This window comes from Pseudomonas sp. ASL4, assembly GCF_056680395.1.
The window spans coordinates 469,508-484,112 of sequence record NZ_CM155280.1 but is presented as its reverse complement, the minus strand read 5'-3'; the positions used below and the strand labels follow the sequence as shown (position 1 = coordinate 484,112).

Here is a 14,605-nt window from a genome sequence, read left to right as displayed (position 1 = left end):
AATAAATAACTTAAAAGAATATGCAGGGCTGAAAGCGTTTGCGTGTTTTTTGATCAGGAGCCGCCCTATGAGTCCGTTGAACCTCGCCTCACCCCTTTCGCCCCGACGGCTCAAACGCCTGCCCCTGCCCCTGGCCCTGTTACTGGCGGGGAGCGCCCAGGCTTATGCGGCCGACACCGCGACCCCCGAAGCAGCCCCCGTCGGCAAAACCACGGCCGACAGTTCACAGTTGGAAACCGTGACCGTCACCACCCGCCGCCGCGAAGAAAGTTCGCAGGACGTGCCAACGCCGATGAGCGTGGTCAGCGGCCAGACCCTGGAAACCCAGCGGGTATATCGCATCCAGGATCTGCAACAACTGGTGCCCAGCGTCAACGTCGCCTACATGCATGCGCGCCAGTCCAGCGTGTCGATCCGCGGCCTCGGTAACAACCCGGCCAGCGATGGTCTTGAAGGCAGCGTCGGGCTCTACATCGACAACGTTTACCTCGGGCGGCCGGGCATGGCGGTGTTCGACCTGATGGACATCGAGCAGCTCGAAGTTTTGCGTGGTCCGCAAGGCACGTTGTTCGGCAAAAACACCACGGCCGGGGTGATCAACATCAGCACCCGGGCGCCGTCGTTCACCCCTGAGCGCAGCATCGAAACCTCGGTGGGCGAGGACGGTTACTTCCAAACCAAGGGCACGATTTCCGGCCCGTTGAACGATGAACTGGCGGGGCGTTTTTCGGCCTATCGCTCCAGCAGTGACGGCGACATCAAGAACGAATACAACGGCCATGAATTGAACGGCGGCTCGCGCGACGGCTTCCGTGGCCAGTTGCTGTTCAAGCCCAACGAGTCGTTCAACGTGCGCTGGATCGGCGACTATAACGAAGAAGATTCCAGCGCCGGCACCCGGGTGTTGTACAACACCGGGCCGACCATCAATGGTTTGAACCTTTACTCGGCGCGGGCCGCTACCGCTGGCGCCACATTGGTCAACGGCTCCCATCGCGAGGTCAATCTCGACAACGATCAACACGTCACGGTGCATCAGGGCGGCACGTCGGTGGAGGCTAACTGGACCTTGCCGAGCGACTTCACCCTGACCTCGATCAGTTCCTATCGCTTTTGGAATTTCACCCCGCGCAACGACGATGGCCTCAACGTACCGGCGAGTTACAACGCCGGGGTGTCGGTGGAGGATAAGCAGTACTCCCAGGAGTTCCGCCTGGCGTCACCCAAGGGTGAATTCTTCGATTACGTGCTCGGTGCCTATTACTTCGGCTCGAACCTGGACAACAAATCTTTCTCCTATTACGGCCCGCAAGCGGACATCTGGAACGGCACGCCGCGAGGCGCGCTGGCCAACGTCGACAGCGTCGGCAACGGCCACATCGAAACCAACAGCTTTGCGCTGTTCGCCCAAGGCACCTGGCACCTCACCGAGCGCCTGGACTTCACCGCCGGGCTGCGTGGCACTTATGAAGAAAAAAACGCCTGGGTGACGCGTGATGCGCCGGTCGGTGGTGCGGCAGTCACAGGCGCGGCGGCCACGGCACGAGGCGGTCGCGCCGGCGCATACGACTCCGGCGATTTGAATCAGTACAGCTCCAGCCCCTCAGGCCTGCTGAACCTGAGCTACCGCTTCACCGATGACCTGCTCGGCTATGCAACCCTGTCCCACGGCGAAAAATCCGGCGGCGTGAACCTCGCGGTCGGCTCCGCACCGACGGCCGGCGCCGACTCGTTGCTGATCGGCACCGAGCGTGCCAACAACGCCGAACTCGGTTTCAAAAGCACCCTGTGGGACAAGCGCCTGCAACTCAACGCCAACGTGTTCTGGACCCAGGTCAACGCTTACCAGACCAACGCCTATGACGACGTCAACCGCGTGCAATACCTGACCAACGCCGGCTCCGTGCGCTCCCGTGGCGTGGAAGTCGAAAGCACGATCATCCCGTTGCGCGGCCTGACCCTGAACCTCAACGGTTCCTTCAACGACGTCAGCTACCTCTCCTACAAAGATGCCCCGTGCCCGCCGGAAGTCAGTCTGCGCCCAGGCGCACCGGCCTCTTGCGACCTCAGCGGCCACCAGGTGGTCGGCGCCTCGAAATGGATCGGCAACGCCAACGGCGAATACAAATGGAACCTGAGCAACGGCTTGGAAGAGTACGTCACCGGCAGCTACGCCTTCCGCTCCAAAGCGGTAGGCACGGTGGAGGATTCGGATTTCGGGCAAATCCCGAGTTATGCCGTGGTCAACTTATCCACAGGCCTGCGCGGCGACTTCCACCAGGGCCAGTGGGATGTCTCGCTGTGGCTGAAAAACGCCTTCGACAAAACCTATTACACAACCCTCTGGACCGGCGCCAACGGCGGTTATGAAGGCTTGCTCGGCACGCCACGCACCCTCGGCCTGACCGGTCGCTACGACTTCTGATTGGTAACTCAAGGAGCTTCATCATGGTGAGCATCAAAACGGCGTTACCTGTGTTGCTGTCCGGCGCAGTATTGAGCGTTGGCGCTTTCGCGGCGCCCAGCGTCTACCCCACCGGCGTCACCCGTTACGACCCGGCCAAAGCCTTCAACCAGTACGTGATTTTCAGCGGCGCCGACAAGCAGACGCACCTGATCGACATGAACGGCAATGCGGTGAAAACCTGGCCCCAGGCCGGTTTCCCTTCGGCAATCATCGACCCGAAACTGGTCGGCGGCGAACGTGGCCACGTGCTGTTGCAACTGAGCGACAAGGACCCAGGCAAGCTCGGTTCGGCCGGTAATGGCCTAGGCAACCAGAGCGTCGGCGAACTGGACTGGAACGGCAAAGTGGTCTGGCAGTGGGGCGACAAGGCGCCGGGCGGCGCGGCGCAACAGCACCATGACCAGCGTCGATTGAGCAATGGCAACACCGTGGTGCTGGCGAACAAGGTGCACAAGGTCGACGGGTTCAAAGTGCCCGAGGTGATTGACGATGCGATCTACGAGGTCAGCCCCAAGGGTGAGGTGAAATGGCAGTGGCTGGCCTCGGAACACCTCGATGAATTCGGTTTCACGCCCGAGCAGTTGAAGCTGGTGCGCGCGAGCGACAACCCGGATTACCTGCACATCAATAACCTCAGCCTCGTCGGTCCGAACAAGTGGTTCGATGCCGGCGATAAACGCTTCAACCCGGACAACCTGTTGCTCGATTCGCGCAATGCCAACTTCATCGCGATCATCGACAAGCACAGCGGCAAAGTGGTTTGGCGCCTTGGCCCGAACCTGCCACAGATCGATCCGAAAATCCCGCAGAAACTGCCGCGTCCGATCGACCAGTTCGTCGGCCAGCATGACGCCCACATTATCCCGGCGGGCCTACCGGGCGCGGGCAATCTGTTGGTGTTCGATAACCAGGGTTCGGCGGGTTATCCGAACGTCACTCTTGGGCTGATTTCCGGTTCACGGGTGCTGGAAATCGATCCGCTCAAGAATGAAATCGTCTGGCAGTACAGCGCGGCCAGTTCCAGGCAGCCGGGTTGGGCGTTTTACAGCTCCTTCATCAGCAGTGCGCGACGTCTACCGAACGGCAACACGTTGATTGATGAGGGCATGAACGGGCGGTTTTTCCAGGTGACGGCGAACGGTGAAAACGTTTGGGAATACGTCAGCCCTTATCTCGGCAAAGCACCGGGCAGCGATGCCATCAGCAACTGGGTCTATCGCGCGTTGCCTGTGAGTTATGACTGGGTACCAAAAGGGACGCCACGTTCGCAGACAGCGGTGATTGCACCGGGTGTGGGCGCGCAGCAGACGAATGCCAGTCGTTGATTGTTTCGGCTTATCGCCAGCGGAAGTAATAGTGGTTCTATCTGGAATAACTTATGAAGACTTTGCATAGTTAATATCGCTTTTTCGTTGATTAATAACTGCGTTACGGCGTGGACAATAAACGAATGTCGAACCATGCTCTATTTCGTGAGTTTCCAGGAGGAAACTTGCTCTCATCGGAAGACACTTAATTTAAACGATAAAGGAAGTCGAACCATGTCGAGCATTAATGGTACTTACGTTAACTCAAACTCTGGCGCCAAACTGGTTATTACCGATGGTAATGATTCGAATGGCACCTTCAGCGGCAAGCTGAGCCAGGGCGGTGTGAATTACGATGTCAGCTACGGGCACTACCACTTCCAGAACAGCACCGGGCAACCGACCATCATCACCCTCACCGGGTTGAATGACGGTACGGGTTACCAAGCCTGGACGCTGTTTTCGCCGGACCACAATTATTCCCGGCTACGGGCAGCGGGTTCGCGCAATAACTTCGATGGTGATGTCGTGACATTGGGTGGCGAGTTCGTCAAGCAATAAACATCGCTGTAATAATCAACAGGCTGGTGCATTGAATATGCATCAGCCTGTTTTTGTTTGTGTGGACTATCACTTTATTGTTAGTTGTTTTTGGCTGTTCTATGTCGCACTTCTCTCCTGAATCGATGCCTTCGGCGAATACTTTCAATGCTTGAAAAGCATCGTTTTTCGCACGCATCGCTACAGCCCTTGTACGGCGTGGCTTTGGCGAAAGTGATTGCTTCATATATTCGATTCAGGTCTATCCATAACTTTAAAGGTTACTTTCAGAGATAAGCGTCTGGCCCAATGATTGGCCCGTCGATACGCCTCGCGGGGGATTCAAGTGCGGGTGTGTCGAGCTGTTCATGAACAGACCGTAAAAGAGACCGCAGGGAGTTAATCAATGGGCAATGTCCAGACCGCCGCCGGCGCACATGAGGTGCTCTGGCGCCAGGCGCCGAGTGGCGAGTTGGTCGACCTCGGCCGGGTGCACCGCGTGCCGTTGGGTCAGTTGCGTTTGCAACGTGCGCCCAAGGGCATTCTGAGCCGGCGCGAAGCGATCCTGCTCGGTGTGCTGGCGTTGCTGGTGCATGGCGCGGTGATCTATTGGGTCAATCAGCAACCGACCACCGTGCTGCCGATCGTGCCGCCGGAAATTCCGCCGATGACCATCGAGTTTTCGCGCCCGGCACCGCCCGTGGTCGAGCCGCCACCGCCACAACCTGCTCAACCCGTGGTCGAGCCACCGCCGCCCGTGGAAGACGAGTTGACCGTGAAGCCGCCGCCACCAAAACCGATTCCAAAGCCAAAACCAAAACCGGTCGCTAAGCCCGTACCGAAACCAGCTCCCAAAGCTGTTGAACAGCCGCCAGCACCGCCGCAACCAACGGCACCTGTCGCAGCCCCGGCGCCACCCGCACCACCGGCGCCCGCGCCAGTGACCCCGGCCTCGGCCAACGCCGCGTACTTGAAAAACCCGGCGCCGGAATATCCGTCCCTGGCTCAGCGTCGCGGTTGGGAAGGCACGGTGTTGTTGCGGGTGCATGTGCTGGCCAATGGCAAACCGGGCGAGATCCAGATTCAGAAAAGCAGTGGTCGCGACCAGCTCGACGACGCGGCGTTAACCGCCGTGAAGCGTTGGAGTTTCGTGCCGGCCAAGCAAGGTGATGTTGCCCAGGATGGCTGGGTCAGCGTGCCCATCGATTTCAAGATTCATTAAACCGAAACCAATTTCGCGCGAAACGTTTACACGAGGGAATACATCATGACGTTACTAGCCTCTCCACTTGAATCCATCGAAGGTGCGGTGATCTGGCTGCTGGTGGTTTTTTCCGTTGCCACCTGGGGTTTGGCGTTGCTCAAGGGCGTGCAATTCGGGCGCTTGAAAGCCCAGGATAAGAAATTTCATAAACAGTTCTGGGCCGCGTCGAGTCTCGACTCAGCGGCCGAGCTGAGCGAAACCCAGCCAGGCGCGGCGGCCCGTGTGGCCCAGGCCGGTTACGCGGCGATCCAGGTAGGTGAAGCGCCGGCCACGAATGACTTGAGCCAGGCGATCAATCATCAGGATCGTCTGGAGCGTGCGTTGCGTCAGCAGATCGTCCGCGAGCGTCGTTCGCTGGAAACCGGGCTGGCGGTGGTCGCGAGTATTGGCAGCACCTCGCCGTTCATTGGCTTGTTCGGCACGGTGTGGGGAATCATGGAAGCGTTGAAAGGCATCAGCGCGGCGGGTTCGGCGAGCCTGGAAACGGTGGCCGGGCCGATTGGTGCAGCACTGGTCGCCACCGGTGTGGGGATCGCGGTCGCGGTGCCGGCGGTGCTGGTTTACAACTACTTTTTGCGGCGCCTGAAACTCACGGCGGCGGACCTGGATGACTTCGCCCATGACTTCTACAGCCTGGCGCAGAAGAGTTCGTTCCGTCTGCTGATTCACCCGACCTCGCACAAAGTCGTGGCCCAGGGCGGTGCGCAGAAAGTGAAGGAGGCGTCCTGATATGGCCTTCTCCACGCAAGACAGTGATGAGGTGCTGAGCGAGATCAACGTGACACCGCTGGTGGACGTGATGCTGGTGCTGCTGGTGGTGTTTATCGTCACCGCGCCGCTGCTGACCAACGCGATCCCGATCAACCTGCCCAAGACCGAGGCCGTGGCCCCGGTGGAGCAGAAAGACCCGCTGGTGGTGAGCATCGATGGCGCCGGCAAGCTGTTTATCAACAAGGATGAAATCCAGCCGGATTTGCTGGAGTTCAACCTTAAATCGGCGAAGGCCAAGGATCCGGAAGTGCGCGTGCAATTGCAGGCGGACGATGGGGTGAATTACGGCGAAGTGGCGCGGGCCATGGCCTCGATTGAGCGGGCGGGGATTACCAAGTTGTCGGTGATTACTGCGCGTTAACAGATTTCAAGTTTTCCGGGGCCGTCTCCTTGGCAGGGTGCGGCCCTTTTTTTATTCCCAAGGTAAACGCAGGTCCCCTATGGGAGCGGGCTTGCTCGCGAATGCAGCGGGTCAGTCGCCATCAATGTTGTCTGATCCACCGCATTCGCGAGCAAGCCCGCTCCCACAGGGGGATACGTGCATATTCAATTAAGGTCTTAATAAATAGCTTCTTATTCCTTAACGAATATAACTCTCGTCCCTATACTCGATCAGGAACAGACACGCAGCAGGAGAGCTCCCCCATGCGCAACGAATCAATTCGCTACCTGATTGTGCCGGGCTGGCAAGGATCGCCAGAAGATCATTGGCAAAGCCATTGGCAGAACAGTCTGCCGAACAGTGCACGGGTGGAGCAGGCCGATTGGCTGACGCCGCGCCGTGAAGACTGGGTCGCGGCGCTGGCCGAGGCGATTGCCGCCGACAGCACACCGGTGATCCTGATCGCCCATAGCCTGGGTTGCATCACCGTTGCCCATTGGGCAGCCACTGCGCCGTTGCAGTTTTTGCGTCAGGTGCGCGGTGCCTTGCTGGTTGCGCCAGCGGACGTCGAACGCCCGGCCTGCTCGCCGGCCTTGCGTAACTTTGCACCGATTCCGACCACCCTGTTGCCGTTCCCGAGCCAGGTCGTCAGTTCCGACAACGACAGCGCCGTCAGCGCATCCCGTGCGATGGAGCTGGCCCGTAATTGGGGCGCCGAGGCGGGGATTCTGGCGGGTGCCGGGCATATCAATGTCAAGTCCGGTCACCAGCGCTGGGAGCAGGGTTTTGCGTACCTCTATCGCCTGCAAAACCGCATGGAACATCACGCCCTGCGCCGCGCTTGAACCCTTTATTTTTTGCTTTTGTTTTTTAAAACAACGCCCCCCGTCTCCCGGCGGTTTTGGGCGGGAGTCTGCCATGAGTTTTGAAGCCTTCGGTCAGCCGCTGCTGACCTTCCCCGATGCAGAAAAAAGTCCTCTGAGCATCCGCGCCAAGGCGCTGGTGTTTGTTGATCCGCGTTCGCGGCAGTTGCGCCAGGAATTGGAGCAACTGGCACCGCGCGCCATTTCGGTATTGATTCGCGGTGAAACCGGCAGCGGTAAAGAATTGCTCGCCCGCCACATCCACCGCGCCAGTGATCGCGGCGGGTTGTTCGTGTCGGTCAATTGCGGCGCGATCAGCCCGACGTACGCTGATGCCGAGTTGTTCGGCTATGCCGCCGGCAGTTACACCGGTTCGGCCAGCAGCCGGGCTGGCTGGTTCGGTTCGGCCAATGGCGGGACGCTGTATCTGGATGAAATCGGCGATCTGCCGCTGCCAATCCAGATCAAGTTGCTCTCAGCATTGGAAAACCACGAAGTCACCCGCGTCGGCGCTCATCAGCCGAGCCCGGTGGACGTGCGCCTGGTCGCCGCCACCAGCATCGACCTGGGCCAGGCGGTGGCGGCCGGGAAATTTCATGAACGGCTTTATCACTACCTCAGCGAAGGGCAGCTTGAGTTGCCGGCCTTGCGTGAGCGGGTGGGCGACATTCTGTCCCTCGCCGAGTATTTCCTTGGCATCTACAGCCAGCGCCTGGACTTGCCGGTGCCGTTGATCAGTGATGCGGCGCAGCATGTGCTGGAGGCGCATAGCTGGCCCGGCAATACCCGGGAACTGGAGAACGTCATTCACTTTGCGCTGCTGGTGAGTACCGGGGATGAGATCTTGCCGGAGCATTTGAATCTGCCGGAGGTGTTGCCGTCGTTGGTGCAGATTGAGCGGCAAGTTGCGCAAGTCAGCAAAAACGGCACGGTTGCCGAGCGTTCGGCCCTCAAGGACCTACTCGAAAGCTTGAGCCAAGCGCTGTAACCCTGTGGGAGAGAGTTTGCTCGCGATGGGGCCGTGTCAGTCGAAATTGATGTTGACTGACACTGCGCAATCGCGAGCAAGCTCGCTCCCACATTCGGTAAGCGGCGGGCCAGAGCTGTATGAACAAAATGGAATATCAAAGTGAATAAAAGATATTGTTCGGGAATAAAAAATCCCGGTATTGTCCGCATCACGCCAGCGATAGCACTTCACTGGCACTCGTACTAATAGCCGTCGCCATAAGCGACCGTGATTCCCGATAAGGACACTGCATGAAAAAGGTTCTGTTGTTCACCGCATTGGCGGCTGCCCTGACTGCGGGCCTGGCCCAGGCTAACGAGAAACTGGTGGTGGCGGCGACCCCGATTCCACACGCCGAGATTCTTGAACTGATCAAGCCAACCCTCGCCAAAGAAGGCGTGGATCTGGAAATCAAAGTCTTCACCGACTACGTTCAACCGAACGTGCAGGTCGACCAGAAGCGTCTGGACGCCAACTACTTCCAGACCCTGCCGTACCTCAAAAGCTTCAACGAAGGCAAAGGCACCAACCTGGTCACCGTGATCGGTGTGCACGTTGAACCGTTCGGCGGCTACTCGAAGAAAGTCAAAACCCTGGCTGAGCTGAAAGACGGCGCAACCATCGCTATCCCTAACGAAGGCAGCAACAGCGGCCGTGCCCTGATTCTGCTGCAGAAGGCTGGCCTGATCGAGTTGAAAGACCCGAAAAACGCCCTGGCTACCCCAAAAGACATCGCCAAGAACCCGCACAACTTCAAGTTCAAGGAGCTTGAGTCCGCGATGTTGCCGCGTGTTCTGGACCAAGTCGACCTGGACATGATCAACACCAACTACGCACTGGAAGCGGGCCTGAACCCGGCTAAAGATGCACTGGTGATCGAAGGTGCTGATTCGCCTTACGTGAACTTCCTGGTCGCCCGTCCAGACAACAAGGACAGCGATGCCATCCAGAAACTGGCCAAAGCCTTGACCAGCCCGGAAGTGAAAGCCTTTATCGAACAGAAATACAAAGGCGCGGTACTGCCGGCGTTCTGATTCGACGCAGCAACAAACCCCTTCAAGGTTTCAACGCCGACGGCTGATACAGCGTCGGCGTTTTTGTGTACTTGCACGAAACCCCTGTGGGAGCGGGCTTGCTCGCGAATGCGGTGTGTCAGTCGAAATTGATGCCGTCTGACCCACCGCATTCGCGAGCAAGCCCGCTCCCACAGGGGATCTGTGTGTTTCAGGAGATTCAGGCCACCCTGGCCTTCAACGCCCTGCGTAACGCCACCAACAACTTCACGATGTCTTGCGGGTCCAGCCGCTGCGGCACTTTTACGTCAGCCATTTTTCTCTTCCTTGTGATGGTTTGGCCGGGGAGTCTGGCCAAAAGCTGTCCGTCCTTGGAGGGACTTTTTGAAAAAAAGATCCCTCCTACAGTGCAAAGGAAAATAGTCGTCTTCCTTTGTCGCCGCAAATCCACGAGATAGTTTTTTGCGTGATATCAATATGCTTTAACGGTATTTAAATTCTTCTTTTTATACCTTTAAAGTCGGTGCCTGCCGGGTGGTTATCCACCGCCCATGGACTGCACCACCGTCGCTTACCGAGCGGCGTCCAGGATGTTCAATGACCTTCGATTACGCTTTTATCCTCAGCACCCTGCCGGCGTTTCTCAAAGCCGTGGGCGTGACGCTGCAGGTTGGCTTCATTGCCATCGGCACCTCGCTGCTGGTGGCGCTGATCAACGCGACGATTCTGGTGTTGCGCACGCCTTACTTGCAGCGCCTGGTCGGGCTGTACGTGGAGCTGGCGCGCAACACGCCGCTGTTGATCCAACTGTTCTTCGTCTATTTCGCCTTGCCGGCCCTGGGCATCAGCGTTTCCGGGTTCGCGGCGGCGATTATCACCATGACCTTCCTCGGCGGCGCTTACCTCACCGAAGTGCTGCGCGCCGGGGTCGATGCCGTACCGCAAGCACAACTCGAATCCGGTCGCTCCATTGGCCTCTCTCACGGGCAATTGTTGCGGTACGTGATCCTGCCGCAAGCCGGGATTCTCAGCCTGCCGTCGCTGTTCGCCAATTTCATTTTCCTGCTCAAGGAAACCACCGTGGTCTCGGCGGTGGCGGTGCCGGAGATTCTCTACACCACCAAAAGCTACATCGCGCTCTACTACAAAACCTACGAAATGCTCGCCGTGCTGACGCTGATTTGCGTGCTGTTGTTTTTGCCGCTGTCGCTGCTGCTCAGCTGTCTGGAAAGGAGGCTCCAGCATGGCCAGTTCGGGTCTTGAGTTGCTGTGGGTGTCGTTGCCGCAACTGGGCAAGGGCGCTGCGCAAACGTTATCGATCTCTTTTCTGAGCATCGCTATCAGCACCGTCGGCGGCGTGCTCTACGGCGTGTTGCGCACACTGAATTCAAAATGGCTGAACGCGATCCTGCGGATCTATCTGGAGCTGTTCCGGGCGATCCCGGTGTTGGTCTGGCTCTACCTGCTGTTTTTCGGCCTGCCGATTTTCTTTGGCCTGAGCATTCCAAGCTTCTGGTGCGCGGTGCTGGTGCTGTCGCTGTGGGGCGCCAGCGAGGTGGGCGAAGTGGTCCGTGGCGCATTGCTTTCGTTGCCTCGCGGGCAACGTGAGGCGGGGTTGTCGATTGGTCTGAACGGCCCGCAACTGTTTGGCTACGTACTGTTGCCCCAGGCGCTGAAACGCATGACGCCGCCGACCATCAACGTCTACACGCGAATCATCAAGACCAGTTCCCTGTCGGTGCTGATCGGTGTGGTGGATGTGATCAAGGTCGGCCAACAGATCATCGAGCGTACTTACGAATCGGTGCTGATCTACGGCGCACTGTTTCTGTTTTTCTTTTTCATCTGCTACCCGCTGTCGGCCGCTTCGCGCGTGCTGGAGCGGCGCTGGACGCAAGCATGAGCGCATTGATCGAGTTCAAGGGTTTCAACAAGTTTTTCGGCGAGCAGCAGGTGCTCAACGAGATCGACCTGCAAGTAAAGTCAGGCGAAGTGATCGTCATCCTCGGCCCCAGCGGCTGTGGCAAAAGTACCTTGCTGCGCTGCCTCAACGGATTGGAAGTCGCCCACAGCGGCAGCTTGAAATTCAACGGCCGCGAGCTGCTGGACAAGGGCACCGATTGGCGTGATGTGCGGCAGCAGATAGGCATGGTGTTCCAGAGTTATCACCTGTTCCCGCACATGAACGTGCTCGATAACTTGTTGCTCGGCCCGCTCAAAGTACAAAAGCGCGAACGCCGTGAGGCTCGTGCCCAGGCAGAAGCGTTGCTCGAGCGCGTCGGCCTGCTGGACAAGCGCGACGCCTTCCCGCGTCAGCTCTCCGGTGGCCAGCAGCAACGCATCGCCATCGTCCGCTCGCTGTGCATGAACCCCAACGTCATGCTGTTCGATGAAGTCACCGCCGCCCTTGATCCGGAAATGGTCAAGGAAGTACTGGAAGTGATTCAGGGCCTGGCCCGCGAAGGCATGACGCTGTTGATCGTCACCCACGAAATGGCCTTCGCCCGGGCGGTGGCCGACCGCATCGTGTTCATGGACGCCGGGCGCATCCTCGAACAAAACCCTCCCGAGCTTTTCTTTACGAACCCGCAAACCGCACGAGCGCAGCAGTTCCTGGAGAAGTTCTCCTACGTCGAAGCCCTGCCCAAAAAGACTCAAACAAAGGAACTGGAACTGCTATGAAAACTGCCAAGTCTTCACTCTTGCTACTGCCGCTGTTCGGCCTCGCGCTGCTGGCCGGCTGCAACAAAACCGATGAACCCGCCAAGCCAGCGGCCACCAGTGCCAGCGCGGCCCCGGCGGCCAGCTACCTGGAAAAAATCAAGGCACGGGACAAGTTGATCGTCGGCGTGTTTACCGACAAACCGCCGTTCGGTTTCGTCGATGAGGCCGGGCGCTACGTTGGTTTTGATACCGACATTGGCCGTCAATTCGCCAAGGATTTGCTCGGCGATGAAAACAAAGTCGAGTTCGTCGCGGTGGAACCGGCCAGCCGGATTCCATTCCTGCAAAGCGACAAGGTCGACCTGATCCTGGCCAACATGACCGTCACCCCGGAGCGCAAGGAAGCGGTGGAATTCACCAACCCGAACCTCAAGGTTGCGGTGCAGGCGCTCGTGCCGCAGGGCAGCTCGGTGAAAAATCTTGATGACCTGGCGAGCCGCACCACCATCGTCACCACTGGCACCACGGCCGATATCTGGCTGACCAAAAACCATCCGGACTGGAAACTGCTGAAGTTCGAGAAAAACTCCGAGTCCCTGCAAGCCCTGGCCAATGGTCGTGGTGATGCCTATGCCCAGGACAATCTGGTGCTGTTCAGTTGGGCCAAGCAAAACCCTGGCTACCGTGTGCTGGAGCAGACCTTGGGCGCAGAGGCACCGATTGCGCCGGCGGTGAAGAAGGGCAACATCGAACTGCGGGACTGGGTGAATACCGAGTTGGCGAAGTTGGGTGAAGAGAAATATCTGCTCAAGCTGTACGACCAGTACGTGCGTAAAGAACTGAGCGATGACACCAAGCCTGAGAGCGTGATTGTTGAGGGTGGGAAGTGGCAGGGGTGATGACCTGACCGATGCGGTGATCTTTCGTCGCCTTCGCGAGCAAGCCCGCTCCCACATTGGACCGCGTCCGCCTGGGCAACTCGGTCAACTGTGGGAGCGGGCTTGCTCGCGAAAGCGGTTTATCAGGCGCCGCTCAATCCGGCCAATACCACGCCGGCTCATCCAGCATCCGTTGCCCGACAATCCCGGTCTGACCCAATGTCTTCTCCAGCACAATGCAATTGCACTCCGGATCTTCCTGCAACGCCGAGATCAACCGCCGGGCGTGGGACACCACCCACACCTGACACTGCTCGGACGCACGGATAATCAACCGCGCCAACGCCGGCAGCAGGTCCGGATGCAGGCTGGTTTCCGGCTCGTTCAGCACCATCAGTGTCGGCGGCCGAGGCGTCAACAGTGCCGCGACCAACAGCAAATAACGCAACGTCCCGTCCGATAACTCCGCCGCCGACAACGGCCGCAGCAACCCTTCCTGATAAAACTCAATCGCAAACCGTCCGCCCTGCAACGGCGCGATGTTCAATCGCGAGCCGGGAAATGCATCGCTGATGGCGGCCTGCAAGGCGTCCGGGTCACCGATTTCGCGAATGGTCTGCAACGCGGCAGCCAGGTCGCGGCCATCGTGATGCAACACCGGCGTGCGAGTGCCCAGTTGCGGCTGGCGCACCGGGGCATCGGCATCGCTGCGAAAGTGATCGTAGAAGCGCCAGCGGCGGATGAACTCACGTAGCTGCATGACTTCCGGTGAGGTGCGAAAGCTGCCGACCTGATCGAACAAGCTGTCGAAATTCGGCGTGTGCTGGGCCAGCACGTCCCAGTTGCGCCCTTCACGGGCGCGAATCATCGGGCCTTCGCGGTCCACCAGCAGACTGGCGGGGCGGTAGAACGGTCCGGACCAGATGCATTCCTTTTTGATTTCCGGGTCCATGGAAAAGTACGACAGTGTTTTTTCAGGCAGGCCCAAGGCGATGGCGTAGCTGAAGTCCTCAGCGGCAAACCCCAGTCGCAGGCGTTTGACGCCATGACGCACGCTGGCCTCAATCGGAACTTCACCACTGCGCATGCGCCGGGTGATGGTTTCCGGGCCGGCCCAGAACGTCGAATCCAGCCCACCCTCACGGGCCAGCGCATTGACCACGCCGCCCTGAGCGGTTTCCGCCAGCAGGCGCAGCGCGCGGTAGAGGTTGGACTTGCCGCTGCCGTTGGGGCCGGTGATCAGGTTCAACCGACCCAGCGGGATCACCAATTTATTGATCGAGCGGTAATTGGCCACCGCGAGGGTTTTGAGCATGGGGAGCTTCCTGCTGCATAGGTGGCCAGTTTGCCTTATTGTCGGCCACACCGTGATCCCCTGTGGGAGCGAGCCTTTGTGGCGAGGGGGGTTGCCCCCGTTCGACTGCGCAGCAGTCGCAATACCTGCAGA

Annotated in this window: 15 protein-coding genes; 13 read left to right on the top strand and 2 right to left on the bottom strand. The window is 59.0% G+C overall.

The window, feature by feature from the left end; genetic code table 11:
- Positions 1 to 67: 67 nt before the first annotated feature.
- From AC1MEW_RS02155 to AC1MEW_RS02145, 3 genes are all read left to right on the top strand, one after another.
- Complete coding sequence (locus AC1MEW_RS02155; RefSeq protein WP_480425297.1) at positions 68 to 2,425, top strand: TonB-dependent receptor; 2,358 nt, start codon at positions 68 to 70, stop codon at positions 2,423 to 2,425.
- A 23-nt stretch (positions 2,426 to 2,448) separates the two neighbouring features.
- Positions 2,449 to 3,792 (top strand): aryl-sulfate sulfotransferase, encoded by a 1,344-nt coding sequence (locus AC1MEW_RS02150; RefSeq protein ID WP_480425296.1) that lies wholly within the window; start codon positions 2,449 to 2,451, stop codon positions 3,790 to 3,792.
- Between the two features lie 216 nt (positions 3,793 to 4,008).
- Positions 4,009 to 4,335, top strand: a complete 327-nt coding sequence (locus tag AC1MEW_RS02145) for a hypothetical protein (protein ID WP_201192463.1) — start codon at positions 4,009 to 4,011, stop codon at positions 4,333 to 4,335.
- Here AC1MEW_RS02145 and AC1MEW_RS02140 read toward each other — a convergent pair.
- Positions 4,325 to 4,561 carry a hypothetical protein gene (locus AC1MEW_RS02140; protein WP_480425294.1) on the bottom strand — a complete coding sequence of 79 codons (237 nt, stop codon included), beginning with the start codon at positions 4,559 to 4,561 and terminating at the stop codon, positions 4,325 to 4,327. The genes AC1MEW_RS02145 and AC1MEW_RS02140 overlap by 11 nt on opposite strands.
- Positions 4,562 to 4,720: 159 nt before the next feature.
- Between AC1MEW_RS02140 and AC1MEW_RS02135 the strand changes: the two genes are divergently transcribed.
- From AC1MEW_RS02135 to AC1MEW_RS02090, 10 genes are all read left to right on the top strand, one after another.
- Positions 4,721 to 5,536, top strand: a complete 816-nt coding sequence (locus AC1MEW_RS02135) for an energy transducer TonB (protein WP_480425293.1) — start codon at positions 4,721 to 4,723, stop codon at positions 5,534 to 5,536.
- Positions 5,537 to 5,581: 45 nt separating this feature from the next.
- On the top strand, positions 5,582 to 6,307 hold the full coding sequence (locus tag AC1MEW_RS02130; protein WP_201199631.1) for a MotA/TolQ/ExbB proton channel family protein: 726 nt from the start codon (positions 5,582 to 5,584) through the stop codon (positions 6,305 to 6,307).
- Position 6,308: 1 nt separating this feature from the next.
- Positions 6,309 to 6,710, top strand: coding sequence for an ExbD/TolR family protein (locus AC1MEW_RS02125; RefSeq protein WP_003220570.1), 402 nt, complete (start codon positions 6,309 to 6,311; stop codon positions 6,708 to 6,710).
- A 284-nt stretch (positions 6,711 to 6,994) separates the two neighbouring features.
- The gene (locus AC1MEW_RS02120) at positions 6,995 to 7,576 is read left to right on the top strand and encodes an alpha/beta hydrolase (protein ID WP_201199633.1); all 582 of its coding nucleotides are present in this window, start codon (positions 6,995 to 6,997) and stop codon (positions 7,574 to 7,576) included.
- Between the two features lie 73 nt (positions 7,577 to 7,649).
- Positions 7,650 to 8,582, top strand: coding sequence for a sigma 54-interacting transcriptional regulator (locus tag AC1MEW_RS02115; RefSeq protein WP_201199635.1), 933 nt, complete (start codon positions 7,650 to 7,652; stop codon positions 8,580 to 8,582).
- Between the two features lie 272 nt (positions 8,583 to 8,854).
- Entirely contained in the window at positions 8,855 to 9,637 is a 783-nt protein-coding gene (locus AC1MEW_RS02110) for a MetQ/NlpA family ABC transporter substrate-binding protein (RefSeq protein ID WP_201199637.1), read from the top strand.
- Positions 9,638 to 10,213: 576 nt separating this feature from the next.
- The gene (locus AC1MEW_RS02105) at positions 10,214 to 10,879 is read left to right on the top strand and encodes an amino acid ABC transporter permease (protein WP_480425291.1); all 666 of its coding nucleotides are present in this window, start codon (positions 10,214 to 10,216) and stop codon (positions 10,877 to 10,879) included.
- A complete protein-coding gene (locus AC1MEW_RS02100) occupies positions 10,860 to 11,519 on the top strand; it encodes an amino acid ABC transporter permease (RefSeq protein ID WP_201199639.1) in 660 nt (219 codons plus the stop codon). The genes AC1MEW_RS02105 and AC1MEW_RS02100 overlap by 20 nt, the downstream gene beginning before the upstream one ends.
- Positions 11,516 to 12,298, top strand: coding sequence for an amino acid ABC transporter ATP-binding protein (locus AC1MEW_RS02095; protein ID WP_480425290.1), 783 nt, complete (start codon positions 11,516 to 11,518; stop codon positions 12,296 to 12,298). Before AC1MEW_RS02100 ends, AC1MEW_RS02095 begins: the two co-directional genes overlap by 4 nt.
- Entirely contained in the window at positions 12,295 to 13,179 is an 885-nt protein-coding gene (locus AC1MEW_RS02090) for a transporter substrate-binding domain-containing protein (protein ID WP_201199649.1), read from the top strand. The genes AC1MEW_RS02095 and AC1MEW_RS02090 overlap by 4 nt, the downstream gene beginning before the upstream one ends.
- Before the next feature lie 133 nt (positions 13,180 to 13,312).
- Here the strand turns inward: AC1MEW_RS02090 and AC1MEW_RS02085 are convergent, their stop codons facing one another.
- A complete protein-coding gene (locus AC1MEW_RS02085) occupies positions 13,313 to 14,473 on the bottom strand; it encodes an AAA family ATPase (protein WP_480425289.1) in 1,161 nt (386 codons plus the stop codon).
- Between the last annotated feature and the right edge of the window lie 132 nt (positions 14,474 to 14,605).